Annotated in this window: 13 protein-coding genes; 9 read left to right on the forward strand and 4 right to left on the reverse strand. The window is 67.3% G+C overall.

Annotated features, from left to right (window positions below; genetic code table 11):
- Positions 1-68: 68 nt before the first annotated feature.
- From ftsA to lpxC, 3 genes are all read left to right on the forward strand, one after another.
- Positions 69-1,304, forward strand: coding sequence for a cell division protein FtsA (ftsA, locus tag VN11_RS03280; protein ID WP_005408083.1), 1,236 nt, complete (start codon positions 69-71; stop codon positions 1,302-1,304).
- Between the two features lie 170 nt (positions 1,305-1,474).
- The gene (gene ftsZ, locus VN11_RS03285; RefSeq protein ID WP_040008912.1) at positions 1,475-2,710 is read left to right on the forward strand and encodes a cell division protein FtsZ; all 1,236 of its coding nucleotides are present in this window, start codon (positions 1,475-1,477) and stop codon (positions 2,708-2,710) included.
- 193 nt (positions 2,711-2,903) lie between these two features.
- Positions 2,904-3,815, forward strand: a complete 912-nt coding sequence (lpxC, locus tag VN11_RS03290; protein WP_004143722.1) for a UDP-3-O-acyl-N-acetylglucosamine deacetylase — start codon at positions 2,904-2,906, stop codon at positions 3,813-3,815.
- 282 nt (positions 3,816-4,097) lie between these two features.
- Here the strand turns inward: lpxC and VN11_RS03295 are convergent, their stop codons facing one another.
- Positions 4,098-4,547, reverse strand: coding sequence for a DUF721 domain-containing protein (locus VN11_RS03295; protein ID WP_004154229.1), 450 nt, complete (start codon positions 4,545-4,547; stop codon positions 4,098-4,100).
- A gap of 12 nt (positions 4,548-4,559) precedes the next feature.
- Between VN11_RS03295 and VN11_RS03300 the strand changes: the two genes are divergently transcribed.
- The 3 genes from VN11_RS03300 to VN11_RS03310 all read left to right on the forward strand — a co-directional run bounded on the left by VN11_RS03300 (position 4,560) and on the right by VN11_RS03310 (position 9,580).
- On the forward strand, positions 4,560-5,516 hold the full coding sequence (locus tag VN11_RS03300; protein ID WP_004154230.1) for a M23 family metallopeptidase: 957 nt from the start codon (positions 4,560-4,562) through the stop codon (positions 5,514-5,516).
- Positions 5,517-5,788: 272 nt separating this feature from the next.
- Entirely contained in the window at positions 5,789-8,521 is a 2,733-nt protein-coding gene (secA, locus tag VN11_RS03305; protein ID WP_053448803.1) for a preprotein translocase subunit SecA, read from the forward strand.
- 102 nt (positions 8,522-8,623) lie between these two features.
- Entirely contained in the window at positions 8,624-9,580 is a 957-nt protein-coding gene (locus VN11_RS03310) for a Nudix family hydrolase (protein WP_053448804.1), read from the forward strand.
- 49 nt (positions 9,581-9,629) lie between these two features.
- Here the strand turns inward: VN11_RS03310 and VN11_RS03315 are convergent, their stop codons facing one another.
- Both VN11_RS03315 and metF read right to left on the reverse strand, forming a co-directional pair.
- Complete coding sequence (locus VN11_RS03315; RefSeq protein ID WP_053448805.1) at positions 9,630-10,214, reverse strand: DUF4124 domain-containing protein; 585 nt, start codon at positions 10,212-10,214, stop codon at positions 9,630-9,632.
- Between the two features lie 40 nt (positions 10,215-10,254).
- On the reverse strand, positions 10,255-11,082 hold the full coding sequence (gene metF / locus VN11_RS03320; protein WP_053448806.1) for a methylenetetrahydrofolate reductase [NAD(P)H]: 828 nt from the start codon (positions 11,080-11,082) through the stop codon (positions 10,255-10,257).
- A 202-nt stretch (positions 11,083-11,284) separates the two neighbouring features.
- On the opposite strand from metF, the gene VN11_RS03325 reads away from it, so the two are divergent.
- Genes VN11_RS03325 through VN11_RS03335 form a run of 3 tightly spaced genes read left to right on the forward strand, consistent with a single transcriptional unit; the run spans position 11,285 to position 14,016 of the window.
- Entirely contained in the window at positions 11,285-12,217 is a 933-nt protein-coding gene (locus VN11_RS03325) for an alpha/beta fold hydrolase (protein WP_053448807.1), read from the forward strand.
- Between the two features lie 24 nt (positions 12,218-12,241).
- Complete coding sequence (locus tag VN11_RS03330) at positions 12,242-13,288, forward strand: sensor histidine kinase (protein WP_053451242.1); 1,047 nt, start codon at positions 12,242-12,244, stop codon at positions 13,286-13,288.
- On the forward strand, positions 13,285-14,016 hold the full coding sequence (locus VN11_RS03335; protein ID WP_053448808.1) for a LytR/AlgR family response regulator transcription factor: 732 nt from the start codon (positions 13,285-13,287) through the stop codon (positions 14,014-14,016). The genes VN11_RS03330 and VN11_RS03335 overlap by 4 nt, the downstream gene beginning before the upstream one ends.
- A gap of 6 nt (positions 14,017-14,022) precedes the next feature.
- Here the strand turns inward: VN11_RS03335 and VN11_RS03340 are convergent, their stop codons facing one another.
- Positions 14,023-15,540, reverse strand: coding sequence for an amidohydrolase family protein (locus VN11_RS03340; RefSeq protein ID WP_053448809.1), 1,518 nt, complete (start codon positions 15,538-15,540; stop codon positions 14,023-14,025).
- Positions 15,541-15,560 lie beyond the last annotated feature (20 nt).

A 15,560-nucleotide genomic window follows, 5' to 3' on the forward strand; every position in this document is an offset into this window, starting at 1 on the left:
AGCTGGGGTACCCCGGCCACGCCGGCGAAAACGCCGGCGACCCCGGCCAGCAGGACGCAGGAAAGGACATGAATCGCAAGGGTGACAAATCGCTGATCGTTGGCCTGGACATCGGCACCTCCAAGGTGGTGGCGCTGGTAGGCGAGTATTCGCCGGGCAACCCGATCGAAGTGATCGGCATCGGCTCGCACGAGTCACGCGGGCTCAAGCGCGGCGTGGTGGTGGATATCGAATCGACCGTGCAGTCGATCCAGCGCGCGGTGGAAGAAGCCGAGCTGATGGCCGGCTGCGAGATCCGCTCGGTGTACGCCTCGATCTCCGGCAACCACGTGCAGTGCAAGAACTCGCCCGGCATCGTGCCGATCCGCGACGGCGAAGTGACCTGGGGCGACCTGGATCGCGTGCTGGACGCGGCCAAGGCGGTGGCGATCCCGGCCGACCAGAAGATCCTGCATGCGATTCCGCGCGAGTACGTGCTGGACGATTCGCAGGAAGGCATCCGCAACCCGGTCGGCATGACCGGCGTACGCCTGGAAGTGCACGCCCACCTGGTGGTGTGCGCGCAGTCGGCCGCGGCCAACATCAGCAAGTGCGTGCAGCGCTGCGGCCTGCAGGTGGACGACCTGGTGCTGTCCTCGCTGGCCTCCAGCGTGGCGGTGCTGACTGCCGATGAGCGCGAGCTGGGCGTGGTGCTGGTCGACATGGGCGCCGGTACCACCGACATCGCGGTGTTCGTGCAGGGCGCGATCTGCCACACCGCCTCGCTGCCGATCGCCGGCGACCACGTGACCAACGACATCGCGCACATGCTGCGCACGCCGACCCCGGAAGCCGAGCAGATCAAGGTGCGCTACGCCTGCGCGCTGGCCCAGCTGGCCACCGCCGAGGAAAGCATCCAGGTGCCGTCGGTGGGCGACCGCCCGCCGCGCCGCATGCCGCGCCATTCGCTGGCGCAGGCGGTGCAGGGCCGCTACGAGGAAATCTTCGAGATGGTGCAGGCCGAACTGCGCCGCTCCGGCTTCGAGGAACTGGTGCGCGCCGGCATGGTGCTGACCGGTGGTGCTTCGAAGATGGAAGGCGTGGTCGAGCTGGCCGAGGAAATGCTGCAGATGCCGGTACGCGTGGGCATTCCGCAGCACGTCACCGGGCTTGGCGAAGTGGTCGGCAACCCGGTGCATGCCACCGGCGTAGGCCTGCTGCTGATGGGCAGCCAGATCGAGCATCCGCGGCGTCCGTCGCTGCCGACCGGCCGCGCCGGAAGCATGTTCAAGAAACTCAAGACCTGGTTCCGCGGCGAGTTCTGACGCGGAATCCGCAAGACCGGGCCTCGCCCGGGCGCAACACCCGCAGTACCCGCATCACAACGCAACACCGGCAACACACAACCCACACAGCCGCAACGCCGGCATGCAGCAGGAGGGCAGGACGCCCGAATGCCCATGCCAGCCAAAGCGGATACAACGAGGACACGGACATGGCGCATTTTGAACTGATCGAAAAGATGGCACCCAATGCGGTGATCAAGGTGGTTGGCGTGGGCGGCGGCGGCGGCAATGCCGTGGCGCACATGGTCAACTCGGCAGTGGATGGCGTGGAATTCATCACCGCCAACACCGACTCGCAGGCCATCAAGAATTGCGGTGCCAAGCTGCAGCTGCAGCTGGGTACCAACGTGACCAAGGGCCTGGGCGCAGGCGCGAACCCGGAAGTCGGCCGCCAGGCCGCGCTGGAAGATCGTGAGCGCATCATGGACGCGCTGCAGGGTGCGGACATGGTGTTCATCACCGCCGGCATGGGCGGCGGCACCGGCACCGGCGCTGCGCCGGTGGTGGCCCAGCTGGCCAAGGAAATGGGCATCCTGACCGTGGCCGTGGTCACCAAGCCGTTCCCGTTCGAAGGCCGTCGCCGCATGCAGGTGGCGCTGAAGGGCATCGAGGAACTGAGCCAGCACTGCGACTCGCTGATCACCATCCCCAACGAAAAGCTGATCACCGTGCTGGGCCGCAACGCGACCATGATCCAGGCCTTCCGTGCCGCCAACGACGTGCTGCAGGGCGCCGTGCAGGGCATCGCCGACCTGATCGTGCGTCCGGGCCTGATCAATGTCGACTTCGCCGACGTGCGCACCGTCATGTCCGAAATGGGCCTGGCGATGATGGGTACCGGCACCGCCCGCGGCGATGACCGCGCGCAGGCCGCCGCCGAATCGGCGATCCAGAACCCGCTGCTGGACGACGTGAACCTGGCCGGTGCCAACGGCATCCTGGTCAACATCACCGCCGGCGCCGACTTCACCATGGCCGAGTTCGACGAGATCGGCCGCACCATCGATGGCTTCGCTTCCGAAGACGCCACCGTGGTGGTCGGCACCGTGCTCGATCCGGACATGCAGGACGAAGTGCGCGTGACCGTGGTCGCCACCGGCCTGAACCGCGTCTCGGCCAGCAAGACCCAGCGCCCGGGCGAGCGTGCACCGATCAAGCTGGTGCGCAATGCGACCACCGGCCAGCCGGAGTTCGGCGACTTCGACAACGGCGGCGACGCCGTGTCCAAGGCCGTCGGCGGCATGGGCCTGGGCCTGCGTCGTGCCAGCAGCGACACCGCGGCGGCCTCCACCCCGTCGGCGCCGGCCGCTTCGGCCCCGGCAGCGGCGGAGCTGCCGAACGATTACCTGGACATCCCGGCCTTCCTGCGCCGCCAGGCGGACTGAGCGGGGTAGCCCGGGGCTTGTCCTCCCCGGGTTGCGCCACCATGTCCTGAAAACGCGGGCGCCGGGCCAGGATGGGCCCGGCCGCCCTGCTTCACGCCCGTCCTACTGGCGTGCCGGTGTGTCCTGCCGGCCTTTCAGCCAGGGTAGGGGAGCGTGCGTGTTAATCTAATGTGTCACTTCCGGTCCATCCCCCATGATCCAGCAACGCACCCTCAAGAACACGATCCGCGCCACCGGCGTTGGCCTGCACAGCGGTGACAAGGTCTACATGACCCTGCGCCCGGCACCGGTCAACCATGGCATCGTGTTCCGCCGCGTGGACCTGGACCCGGTGGTGGAAGTGCCGGCCAAGGCCGAACTGGTCACCGAAGTGACCCTGTGCACCGGCCTGACCTGCAACGACGCCAAGATCCAGACCGTCGAACACCTGATGTCGGCATTGGCCGGCCTGGGTGTGGACAACATCATCGTCGAACTGTCCTCGGCCGAGCTGCCGATCATGGACGGTTCGGCCGGCCCGTTCGTGTTCCTGCTGCAGTCGGCGGGCATCGTGGAACAGGATGCGCCCAAGCGCTTCATCCGCGTGCTGAAGACCGTGGAAGTGACCGAGGGCGACAAGGTGGCCCGCTTCACCCCGTACGAGGGGTACAAGCTGGGCTTCACCATCCAGTTCGACCACCCGATGATCCCGGCCAAGCAGTCGCGCCAGGAAATCGAGTTCTCGACGCTGGCCTACACCAAGGAAATCTCCCGCGCGCGCACTTTCGGCTTCATGCGCGACCTGGAGTACATGCGCGAGCGCAACCTGGGCCTGGGCGGTTCGATGGACAACGCCATCGTGCTGGACGAGTTCCGCGTGCTCAACGAAGACGGCCTGCGCTACGCCGACGAGTTCGTGCGCCACAAGATCCTCGATGCGATCGGCGACCTCTATCTGGCCGGCGGCCAGGTGCTGGGGGCCTACGAGGGCTTCAAGTCCGGCCACGCGCTCAACAACAAGCTGGTGCGCGCGCTGATGGCCGATGCCACGGCCTGGGAATGGGTCAGCTTCGACTCGCCGGCGACCCCGGATCCGGTGGAATACGCCACTCCGGCCTACGCCTGATTGCCGCAGGTTGTTGAATTGGAAGACAAAAACGCCGCCTGAGAGGGCGGCGTTGTCGTTCGTGGCGGCTGCGGCGCATTCAGCGTGCTTGAGGCGCGTCAAGCGCGGTTCGAGGTCACGGATTTGTGAACCTGTTGGATCGAAAGCCTGAATTTAACGAAGTTTTAACTCCAATCTAACGACAGGCCTCCGGATGGCAGCTAGGATGCGACCCGGCCCCCGAAATGTTTCACGCCGTGGTGACACGTGCGACGGGGAGCGGAGCTGGATGCTCCGTTGTCGTCAGGACCGCTTCTTCGGCTTCGAGGGAACGTCCTGCAGGCACGCCAAGGCGTCGCGTAGCCCTTTGTGCGTGGCGGCTGAAACTGCGTGGGGTCCATTCCGGTTGTCGAGCGCTGGGGAGCGCGTGGGAGTGGGAGACGCAGTCTTGATGGTCACCCTGGTGGCCTTCAGCCCGATGGAACGGGCCGCGTCGAGCAACTGGGCTTCGGCAAGCCGCACCTTGGCATGCCAGACCGGGGACTCGACGAGAAAAACGAGGTGTTCCCCGTCCACATTGGCCAGCCGGCAACGGCTGCGCAGAGGTGGCGGCAACTGGGGGCGCAACTGACGGTCCAGCGCGTCGAGCCACAAGGCACGCCGCAGCGGGTTCCCGCTTTTGTCCGCCATCACCGCATCCAGCGCCGGTTTCGGCACTGACGCGGGGCGAACGCTGGATTTCGGCTCAGACATGAAAACTCACTGATGGCATTCAAAAAGATCGTAATCAAAACGCGTGAAGGACAGGCCAAAGCGTCGCCGATCACGCGTTTGCGGTTCTATTTCGAGGACCGCCCCCGCGCCCTGCTGGGCAGCGTGCTCGGGGTAGGCTGCATTATCGGCCTTGCCGGCGGCATTGGCGCCAGCGCGCTGAATGATTCCCGGCTGCAGGCCAAGGTCGAGCGCCAGGATGCGGAGCTGGCCAAGGTCAAGCGCGATGCGCAGACCCAGGTCAACGCGCTGGCGGCCCGCCTGGGCGAGCTGCAGGCCCAGGCCACCCGCCTCAACGCCCTTGGCGAACGGCTGACCCAGATGGGCAAGCTGGAAGACGGCGAGTTCGACTTCAACGAGACCCCGGGTCTCGGTGACGGCGATGCCGGCGGCCCGACCAGCGACATCCCGGTCAAGGACGTCAACGCCGACTTACAGGTGCTGGAGCAGCGCTTCGCTGCTTCAGGCCGCCAGTTGTCGGTGATGGAATCGCTGATGTTCGATCACCAGCTGCAGCAGAACGCCGTGCCCTCGCGCATGCCGATCCGCAACAGCTACGTGACCTCCGGCTTCGGCACCCGGGCCGACCCGTTCGGCCGCGGTGCCGCCACCCACAAGGGCATGGACTTCCACGCCAGGGTCGGCGACCCCGTGATGGCCGTGGCCGAAGGCGTGGTCAGCTTTGCCGGCGTGAAGGGCGGCTACGGCAACGTGGTCGACGTCGATCACGGCAACGGTTATGTCACCCGCTACGCGCACAATTCGCGCCTGGTGGTGAAGGCCGGTGACCTGGTCCGTGCCGGCCAGGAAGTGGCCAAGGCCGGTTCCACCGGCCGTTCGACCGGTGCCCACGTGCACTTCGAAGTGTGGGAGAACGGCAACGTGGTCAACCCGCGCAAGTTCCTCGGCGACGGCGGCAACACGCCGGTCGGCCGCATCAGCCGCGGCTGATCCCGGGTCGGATCCCTTCCGCGCCGCGGAAGGGCTCTGACCCGATGCGGTTGATCTGGTAGTGCCGGCCGCTGGCCGGCAATTCCTTGAGGGGCCCGAACGAGGTACCCGGCCCGCGGCCGGCACTACCCACGGGGTTGAAACCCCTTGCGGCCGTCCCAAGCTACAATGGGTGTTGCCATCGACAGGGCGCCAGGCGCCCTGTTTCGTTTGCGGCGGACGGATCCCAAGGGGGAGGCCGGGCGTCGTGTCCATCCAACCCGGTTCCTTCAATGATCAACAGCCTGCTTACCCGCGTATTTGGCAGTCGTAACGAACGACAGCTGCGCCAGCTCAACCGCATCGTCGCCAAGATCAATGCGCTGGAGCCGGAGATCGAGAAGCTTTCCGACGAGCAGCTTCAGGCCAAGACGCCGGAGTTCAAGCAGCGCATCGCCGGCGGCGAAGCCCTGGACAAGGTGCTGCCGGAAGCGTTCGCGGTCTGCCGCGAAGCGGGCCGCCGCGTGCTGGGCATGCGCCACTACGACGTGCAGCTGATCGGCGGCATGGTGCTTCACCTGGGCAAGATCGCAGAAATGCGCACCGGTGAAGGCAAGACCCTGGTAGCGACCCTGCCGGTGTACCTCAACGCGCTGGAAGGCAAGGGCGTGCACGTGGTCACCGTGAATGACTACCTCGCCCGCCGCGATGCCGCGCAGATGGGCAAACTGTACAACTGGCTGGGCCTGAGCGTGGGCGTGGTGTACCCGGGCATGCCGCACAGCGACAAGCGCGAAGCCTATGCCTCGGACATCACCTACGGCACCAACAACGAATTCGGTTTCGACTACCTGCGCGACAACATGGCGCTGTCCAAGGCCGACCGCTACCAGCGCGGCCTGCACTACGCCATCGTCGACGAAGTCGACTCGATCCTGATCGACGAAGCACGTACCCCGCTGATCATCTCCGGCCCGGCCGATGATTCCCCGGAGCTGTACATCCGCGTCAACCGCGTCGTGCCGAACCTGGTCAAGCAGGAAGTGGAAGACGGCGAAGGCGACTTCTGGGTCGACGAGAAGGGCAAGCAGGTGCACCTGTCCGAAGCGGGCATGGAGCACGCCGAGCAGCTGCTGGTCGACGCCGGCATCCTCAATGCCGAGACCGAGGGCCTGTACGCCCCGCAGAACCTGACCGTGGTCCACCACCTCAACGCCGCGCTGCGCGCGCACGCGATCTACCAGCGTGACGTGGACTACATCGTGCGCGATGGCGAAGTGGTCATCGTCGACGAATTCACCGGGCGTACCCTGTCCGGCCGCCGCTGGTCCGATGGCCTGCACCAGGCGGTGGAAGCGAAGGAAGGCGTGCCGGTCCAGCGCGAGAACCAGACGCTGGCCAGCATCACCTTCCAGAACCTGTTCCGCATGTACAAGAAGCTGTCCGGCATGACCGGTACGGCCGATACCGAAGCGTTCGAGTTCCAGAGCATCTATGGCCTGGAAGTGGTGGTGATCCCGACCAACCGCCCGACCATCCGCAAGGACAGCCCGGACCAGGTGTTCCTCAACCGCAAGGGCAAGTTCAACGCGGTGCTGGCCGACATCGAAGAGTGCGCCAAGCGCGGCCAGCCGGTGCTGGTGGGCACCACCTCGATCGAAACCTCGGAAATGCTGTCCGAGCACCTGCGCAAGGCCGGCGTGCAGCACGAAGTGCTCAATGCCAAGCAGCATGACCGCGAAGCGACCATCGTCGCCAACGCCGGTCGTCCGGCGGCGGTGACCATCGCCACCAACATGGCCGGCCGTGGTACCGACATCGTGCTGGGCGGTTCGCTGGAAGCGGAAATCCACGAGCTGGGCGAGGACGCGACCGACGCGCAGAAGGCCGCGGTCAAGGCCGAATGGCAGAAGCGCCACGAGGCGGTCAAGGCGGCCGGCGGCCTGCACATCGTCGGTACCGAGCGCCATGAGTCGCGCCGTATCGACAACCAGTTGCGTGGCCGTTCGGGCCGACAGGGTGACCCGGGTTCGTCCCGCTTCTACCTGTCGCTGGAAGACAACCTGATGCGCATCTTCGCCTCCGACTGGGTGCAGAAGGCCATGCGCATGATGGGCATGAAGGAAGACGACGTCATCGAGGACCGCCTGGTCAGCCGCCAGATCGAGAAGGCGCAGCGCAAGGTGGAGGCCCACAACTTCGACATCCGCAAGAACCTGCTGGACTTCGACGACGTCAACAACGACCAGCGCAAGGTGATCTACGCGCAGCGCGACGAACTGCTGGACGCCGAGTCGGTGAAGGCCAACGTCGACGGCATCCGCGACGACGTGATCTTCGACGTGGTGGCCCGCTTCGTGCCGCCGAATTCGATCGACGAGCAGTGGGACCTGCGTGGCCTGGAGGCGACCCTGGAGTCGGACTTCGGCCTGCAGATGTCGCTGACCGACCTGGTCAAGGACCACGAGGAACTGGACGCCGAGGCCATCGCCGCCAAGGTGCAGGAGCGCGTCAACCAGCACTTCGCCGAGAAGGAAGCCGGCGTGGGCGAAGAGACCATGCGCGCGCTGGAGAAGCACGTGATGCTGACCGTGCTGGACCAGAGCTGGAAGGAGCATCTGGCACGCATGGATTACCTGCGCCAGGGCATCTACCTGCGTGGTTACGCGCAGAAGCAGCCGAAGCAGGAATACAAGAAGGAAGCCTTCGAACTGTTCTCGGACATGCTGGAGAACGTGAAGCGCGAAGTGGTGACCCTGCTGTCGCGCGTGCGCATCCGCAGCGACGAGGAAGTGCAGGCGCTGGAAGCGGCAGAACGCCAGCAGGCCCAGGCACGCCTGAGCCAGTCGCAGTTCCAGCACCAGGACGCGGGCGGCTACAGCGCCGACGAGGAAGCGGCGCAGGTGGAGGCCGAACGCCAGGGCGTCGCGCAGCTGCAGCGCGACGAGCCGAAGATCGGCCGCAACGACCCGTGCCCCTGCGGCAGTGGCAAGAAGTACAAGCACTGCCACGGCCAGCTGAGCTGACCTCCGGAGAGCCCCGCGAAAGCGGGGCTTTTCATTTCCGGCGGGTGATCCAGGGTGGATCCACGATTGCGCCGGTCCCCCTGTTCTGGGCATGCTCTGCGCATGGCTCCTCCCACCCGATCGATCCACGTCGTGGCCGCCGTCATCACCGACGCCCGTGGCCGCGTGCTGCTCAACCGCCGTACCGAGAACCGCGACATGGCCGGCCTGTGGGAATTCCCCGGCGGCAAGCGCGAATCCGGCGAGACCTCCGAACAGGCGCTGGTACGCGAGCTGCGCGAGGAACTGGGCATCGAGGCCGATGTCGGTGAGTGGCTGATGGATGTTCCGCAGCGCTATCCGGACAAGCACCTGACCCTGGAAGTGCGCCATGTGCGCAGCTGGAAGGGCACGCCGCGCGGGCGCGAAGGCCAGGCGATCACCTGGGTGGCGCCGGACAAGCTGGGCCGCTATTCGATGCCGCCGGCCGACCTGCCGGTGGTGGCGGCCCTGCGCCAGCCCGACAGCTACCTGATCACCCCGGCGCCGGCCGACGATGCCGACAGCGTGCAGCAGTGGCATGACCAGCTGCAGCGCGCGGTGGCGGCGGGCCAGCAGCGCATCCAGCTGCGCCTGCCACCGGCGCACCCGCAGCGGCAGGCAATGGTCGAGCAAGTGGTGCGTGCACATCGTCGCAGCGGTGTGCAGTGGCTGCTCAACCGCGATATCGAGCTGGCGCGCGCGTTGAGCGTGGGCGTGCATCTGGGCAGCGAACAGCTGCAGCAGCTGTCGCAGCGCCCGTTGCCCGAGGGGCAGCTGGTGGCGGCGTCCTGCCACGACCTGCAGCAGTTGCAGGCGGCACAACAGCTGGGCTGCGACTTCGCGGTGCTGGGCCCGGTGCAGGCCACTGCCAGCCACCCCGACGCCGCACCGCTGGGTTGGGATGCTTTCGCCGAGCTGCGTGCGCAGGTGTCACTGCCGATCTACGCGCTGGGGGGCATGGGCAGCGGCCACATCACCGAAGCGCGCCGACATGGCGGGCAGGGCATCGCCGCCATCCGCGGGCTGTGGCCGGCGTGATGCCAGGGTCGGATCCCTTTCCGCTGGAAAGGGATCCGGCCCCGACCGATCACAACGTGATCCAGAAACACCCGTACTGCCGCCGCAATCCCAGCACGGTGGAGGCACGCGCCACGCTGCCCGGCAACGTCTGCTCCAGGCGCAGGCCGACCGGATGCCGCGCGGCAGCCGGTTCGGGTTCGGAGCCTGGCACCGGATCACCCTGCTCCAGCGCCTGCGAAGCGTCCTGTTTCTGCCGCGGATACACCGGCACCACGTCCACCAGCGGCCGCCGCGCCAATGATTCCAGCTGGCCGAGGATGCGCTGCGCGCCTGCGTCGGAGACCGCGCCCCACAGGTACAGCGAGGACAGCCGGTTCACGTCGTTGCTGAGGATGCCGGTACGCAGCGCTTCCACCAGCTCGCTCAGCCGCCGTGGGCAGCGTGCACCCAGGGTGTCGCGCTGCAGCGTGCTGCCGGTGGGCGCAGGCGGCGGCAGCCGAGACTGCGCGCCCAGGCTGTCGCAGGGGCGGTCGGTATACACGCTCCGGCCCTGTGCATCGGTACAGCGGTTCAGGCGCGTGGATTGCGCGTGGGCGACGCTGGTGGCAGACCACAGCGGCAGCAGCAACAGCAGGAAGGAGAGCCGGATCATCCGCGCAGCGTAGCGCCGTTCCGCTTCGCGCGGCGTGCTTTCACAGCTGCAGCAGTTTCAGCACCGACGTGGTCGGCTTGGCCAGGTTCAAGGTGTAGAAGTGCAGGCCGGGTGCGCCGCCCTCGATCAGGCGCTGGCACAGCTTGGCCACCACTTCGGTGCCGAATGCACGCACCGAATCCACGTCATCGCCATAGGCCTGCATCCTGCGGCTGATCCAGCGTGGGATCTCCGCGCCGCACTGCTCGGAAAAGCGGCGCAGCTGGCTGAAGTTGGCGATCGGCATGATGCCGGGGGTGATCGGTACCTGCACGCCGAGCCGCTGCACCGCGTCGACGAAATGGAAGTACGCATCCGGATTGTAGAAATACTGGGTGATCGCCGCATCGGCACCGGCATCGATCTTGGCCTTGAAGTGCTTCAGGTCGGCCAATGCATCGGAGGCCTGCGGATGCGTTTCCGGGTAGGCGCCGACCTCGATGCGGAAGGCGTCGCCGTGCTCGGCGCGGATGAAGGCGATCAGTTCGGCGGCATAGCGCATGTCGCCGGGGAAACCCATGCCGGAGGGCAGGTCGCCGCGCAACGCGACCAGGCGGTCGCAGCCGATGGCGCGGTACAGCTTGAGCAGTTCACGGATTTCCTGGCGGGTGCCGCCAACGCAGGACAGGTGGGGGGCTGCTTCGAAGCCATGGTGCTGGTTGAGGTGGCGCACGGTTTCGGAGGTGTAGCTCAGGGTCGATCCACCGGCGCCGAAGGTGCATGACACGTATTCGGGCCCGTAGTCCTTCAGCTTGTCCGCGGCGCGGTCGAGCTGGCTGCGCTGTTCGTCGGTCTTGGGTGGATAGAACTCGAAGCTGATGGCGGTCATGGCGCGGGCGGCGGCGGCAGGTGCGGAAAAGTATATCGCTTCATCAAGATGGATGTGTACGTGCGATGTGATGGGCACCGTCCCCCGCCGGCGACCGTTCGCCCGGGTGTCCGGCCGTTGCTCCGGATTCGCAACAGGGGCGCTGTGGCTGGCGGCACGCTGAGCCCAACCCGGCAACACCCACCCGATGAAGGAGCAGACGATGAAGATCTTCCTGGCACTCTGGTACGCGATGAAGGCGCTGGCACGGCTGGCGATGATCGGCATGGCGATGGCCGTGCTGGGTTCCGGATCGGCGCATGCGGCCCCAACCCGCGGCCCGGCCCCCGGCAAGGTGCAGGTCGAGGTGGTCGGCAAGGGCCGCCCGCTGTTGATGATCCCCGGCCTGAACAGCAGCGCCGAGGTCTGGCGCGAGACCTGCCTGGCCTTGAAGGATGTGCAATGCCATCTGGTGCAGCTGCCGGGATTTGCCGGCGCCGCACCGGCCGATCCGCGCCCGGCCGGGTTCCTGCCGGCGATGCGCGCGCAGCTGCTGGCCTACCTGCATGACCAGCATCTGGGGCCGGTAGTGGTGGTTGGCCACAGTCTCGGCGGCCTGCTGGGCCTGCAGATGGCGCAGGCCGAGCCGAAGGCGGTCAGCGCGCTGGTGGTGGTGGACGCGCTGCCGTTCCTGCCGGCGGCACGCGACCCGAATGCCACCGCGGACAGCGTGCGGCCGATGGCCGAGCAGCTGCGCAAGGGCATGCTCGCCGCCGACGCCGCGCAATGGCAGGCGCAGCTGAAGGCCGGCCTGCCGGGCATGACCCGTGACCCGCAGCGGCAGGCCGAACTGGGCCGCTGGGGCGAAAGCAGTGACCGCCAGACCACGGCCGATGCGATGCACGCGGTGATGACCACCGACCTGCGTGACAGCATCGCCTCGATCAGCGCGCCGACACTGGTGCTGGGCAGCTGGGCCGGCTACCAGCCGATGGGAGGCACCGAAGCGAGCACCCGGGCGGTGTTCCAGGCCCAGTACGCGACGCTGCACGATGTGCAGATCGCGATGAGCGCGCAGGGTTTCCACTTCCTGATGTGGGATGATCCGAGCTGGCTGCGCGGGCAGGTGCAGGCCTTCCTCGACCGTCACCCCTGAGTTTCAACACGCCTCGGAATGGACATGCCGGACTCCTCTTCGTCGGTACGCTTCTGGCTGCTCAATGCGCTGGTGTGGGCACTCTACGCGGTCGCCGGCCTCGGGCTGCGGCATGCCTATCTGGCCGACGCCGGAAGCGCGGGCGTGCTGATCACGGTCGGCCTGGCGGTCAGCCTGTTCGGCTGCAGCGGTGGCATTCGTGCGCTGGCCCTGCGCGCCGGCTGGTGGTCGCGCGGTACGGCCGGGCTGTTGTTGCGGCTGGCAGTGTCGGTGGCGCTCGGCGCGGCGCTGGCGCAGGCACTGGTGAACATGGCCTTGCACACGGCACTGGCTCTGGGATGGGTGGATGCCGGCCGCCAGGTGGCCGACTTCAGCCCCAAGGCACTGCTGCTCTACTGGTACACCACGGCGGTGATGCTGGCGCTGTGGACCGCGCTCTGGGCAGGCCTGCACAGCCTGCGCCGGATACGGGGTGCGGAGCTGGCCCGGCTGCGCGCGGAAGCCGAACGCAGCGCGCTGGAGCGCGATGCACTGCGCGCGCGGCTCAATCCGCATTTCATGTTCAATGCGCTGAACAACCTGCGTGCGTTGATCCTGGAAGATCCCGAGCGCGCGCGCGACATGGTCACCCGCCTGTCGCGCACCCTGCGCCAGGCGCTGGCACACAACCGCAGCGAGCAGGTCACGCTGGCCGAGGAACTGGCGGTGGTCGATGACTACCTGGCCATCGAGGCGATCCACTTCGAACAGCGCCTGCAGGTGCGGCAGCAGATTGATGCCGATGCCACGCAGGCACAGTTGCCGGCGATGGCGCTGCAGCTGCTGGTGGAAAACGCGATCAAGCACGGCATCGCCAGCCGCCCCGGCGGTGGCGAAGTGCAGATCCGTGCCACGTTGGACAACGATGTGCTGCGCCTGCAGGTGGACAATCCATTGGGCAGCGCGATCGAACCCACTCACGGGCATGGTGTCGGCCTGGCCTATCTGCGTGCGCAGCTCGGTACGCAAGGTCGTTTCACCCTGCAGCCGGTCGGCGAGCGCATGCAGGCCCTGCTGGAGATTCCGCAATGAGTGGCGTGCTGCGTGTGTTGATCGTTGATGATGCACGGCTGGCGCGGCAGGAGCTGCGCACGCTGTTGTCGGCGTTGCCCTGGGTGCAGTGCGTGGGCGAGGCCGACGATGTGCCCGCTGCGCGCGAGGCGATTGCAACGCTGGCACCAGACCTGGTGCTGTTGGATGTGCAGATGCCCTCCGGCAGTGGCTTCGACGTGCTGGAGGGGCTGGAATCCGTGCCGGCGGTGGTGTTCGTCACGGCCTTCGACGGCTATGCGGTACGTGCCTTCCAGGCCAATGCGCTGGACTATCTGGTCAAGCCGGTGGAGGCGCCGCGGCTGTTGGAAGCGCTGCAGCGGGCGCGCCAGCGCGAGGTGGAGACGACTGAAGCGCCCGCGCTGCGTGGCACGCTGGGCGCGCATGACCAGGTGTTCGTGCGCGAGGGCGAGCGCTGCTGGTTCGTGGCGGTCTCCGAGATCCGGCGGCTGGTGGTGGACGGCAACTACACGCGGCTGTGGTTCCGCGACCAGAACGCGCTGCTGACCCGCAGCCTGAGCGCATTGGAAGCACGCCTGCCGCAGGAGCTGTTCTTCCGCGCCAACCGCAACACGCTGGTCAATCTGCGCCGTATCCGCGCGGTGACGCCGAGCATCGGCGATGGCTACGACCTGGCGCTGGACGACGGCAGCGAAGTGGAAGTATCTCGGCGGCAGGCACGCGAGCTGCGCGAGCGGATGGCGTTGTAGCCGCCGCTACAGTTCGGCACTGACCGGGCTGGTGGCGAAGCCCCACAGCAGGCGCGCCATCACCGCGGGCGATCGTGCCTGCGCACGGGCGTAGGCCAGCAGGGCATCCAGTCGCGGGCGGTCGTAGAGGTGGCCGGCCAGCAGCACGGCGTGCACACGGCGGGTGTTGGCGGTGTCGTGCAGCGGGTTGCCATCGAGCAGGACCAGGTCGGCGGCCTTGCCGACCTCGATGCTGCCGTGCGATGCCTGCAGCTCCAGATGACGCGCGGCCTGCAGCGTGGCGGAACGCAGTACGTCGGCCTGGCTCAGGCCCGCCCGTCGCAGCCACTGCAGTTCATCGTGGTAGCGGAAACCGCCCAGCCCGGTATCGGTGCCGACCAGCACGGTGACGCCCGCACGATGCGCGGCACCGGTCAGCGCCAGTCCATGCGCGAAGTAGGCTTTCAGCACGTCTTCGCCGCGCAGGCCTGGGTAGTGCTCCACCGTGGCCTGCAGATCGTCGCGCCACGCCCAGCGGGAGAGTGGATCCAGATAGGCCAGGCGCGGATCGTTGATGAAGGCCGGATCGCGTGCGCGCGCGTCTTCCTCGCGGGTGACGTGGGTCGGCACGAACGCTGCAGCGCTGGCCTGCATCAATCCGAACGCTTCGCTGCACAGGGCTGGCTGGTAGCCGCTGACCATCCGTTCGGCCAGCGCGGTCGGGTCTTCGCCATCGAGCGTGCCACCGCGCCACGCCGCCGCGTTGTCGAAGCAGTGGCGTACGAACAGATGGGCGTGCTCGAAGCTGCGCTGGCCGGCCTGCAATGCGCTTTCCAGTAGCACGGCCTTGGGCAGGTGGCCGACCAGCGGGCGACGCAGCTGCTGCGCCTCGGTGGCCAGCCGCTGGTAGGTATCGGCACGCAGCCGGTTGTAGACCTTCAACGCGTCGACACCACGCGCGCTGTACGTGCGGGCACGCTCAGCGGCGGCTTCCGGCGCGAGTAACGGATCTTCGAAGTAGAAGCTGGCGACCTGCACGAAACGCGGCGCAACCTGCTGCCCGGCGATGGCCTGTGTGGTCCAGTGGCGCTTGTCGGCCACGCAGGCGATCAGCGGATCGGTGGCCTGCGGGCAGTCCATCATGTCGCGGGTACCGGTGATGCCGTTGGCCAGCATCAGCGGGAACTGTAGTTGCGGCGACAACTGCAGTGCATGGGTGTGCATGTCCCAGAAGCCCGGCAGCAGCCAGCGGCCACCGGCGTCGAAGACCGGCAACGCTGCATCGGCAACGCTTTCGCCGATGGCGGTGATCGTGCCGTTGTGCAGCGTCACCGTGGTCGGTTCGCTGACCTGGCCGCGCACGACGTCTACCACACGGGCATTGACGATCAGGCGGCTGTTGCCAGGCTCGGGCAGCGGCGGTGCCGGCAGCGGCCAGAACAGGGCGGCGGCGAACAGCAACGGCGGCGCCAGCAGGAATGCGGCCAGCACCTTCAGCCAGCGACGACGGGGGGCGGGACGGGGCAATGCGCGTGCTGCTTCCATGAGCCTGCGATCCTTGCGGT

Origin of the sequence: Stenotrophomonas maltophilia (assembly GCF_001274595.1) — a bacterium.
GTDB lineage: Bacteria > Pseudomonadota > Gammaproteobacteria > Xanthomonadales > Xanthomonadaceae > Stenotrophomonas > Stenotrophomonas forensis.

What these genes read in the sequence shown, in the direction of transcription:
- ftsA (WP_005408083.1), top strand. Translation starts at nt 69, where the DNA reads ATGAATCGCAAGGGTGACAAATCGCTGATCGTTGGCCTGGACATCGGC.
- ftsZ (WP_040008912.1), top strand. Translation starts at nt 1,475, where the DNA reads ATGGCGCATTTTGAACTGATCGAAAAGATGGCACCCAATGCGGTGATC.
- lpxC (WP_004143722.1), top strand. Translation starts at nt 2,904, where the DNA reads ATGATCCAGCAACGCACCCTCAAGAACACGATCCGCGCCACCGGCGTT.
- VN11_RS03295 (WP_004154229.1), bottom strand. Translation starts at nt 4,547, where the DNA reads ATGTCTGAGCCGAAATCCAGCGTTCGCCCCGCGTCAGTGCCGAAACCG.
- VN11_RS03300 (WP_004154230.1), top strand. Translation starts at nt 4,560, where the DNA reads ATGGCATTCAAAAAGATCGTAATCAAAACGCGTGAAGGACAGGCCAAA.
- secA (WP_053448803.1), top strand. Translation starts at nt 5,789, where the DNA reads ATGATCAACAGCCTGCTTACCCGCGTATTTGGCAGTCGTAACGAACGA.
- VN11_RS03310 (WP_053448804.1), top strand. Translation starts at nt 8,624, where the DNA reads ATGGCTCCTCCCACCCGATCGATCCACGTCGTGGCCGCCGTCATCACC.
- VN11_RS03315 (WP_053448805.1), bottom strand. Translation starts at nt 10,214, where the DNA reads ATGATCCGGCTCTCCTTCCTGCTGTTGCTGCTGCCGCTGTGGTCTGCC.
- metF (WP_053448806.1), bottom strand. Translation starts at nt 11,082, where the DNA reads ATGACCGCCATCAGCTTCGAGTTCTATCCACCCAAGACCGACGAACAG.
- VN11_RS03325 (WP_053448807.1), top strand. Translation starts at nt 11,285, where the DNA reads ATGAAGATCTTCCTGGCACTCTGGTACGCGATGAAGGCGCTGGCACGG.
- VN11_RS03330 (WP_053451242.1), top strand. Translation starts at nt 12,242, where the DNA reads ATGCCGGACTCCTCTTCGTCGGTACGCTTCTGGCTGCTCAATGCGCTG.
- VN11_RS03335 (WP_053448808.1), top strand. Translation starts at nt 13,285, where the DNA reads ATGAGTGGCGTGCTGCGTGTGTTGATCGTTGATGATGCACGGCTGGCG.
- VN11_RS03340 (WP_053448809.1), bottom strand. Translation starts at nt 15,540, where the DNA reads ATGGAAGCAGCACGCGCATTGCCCCGTCCCGCCCCCCGTCGTCGCTGG.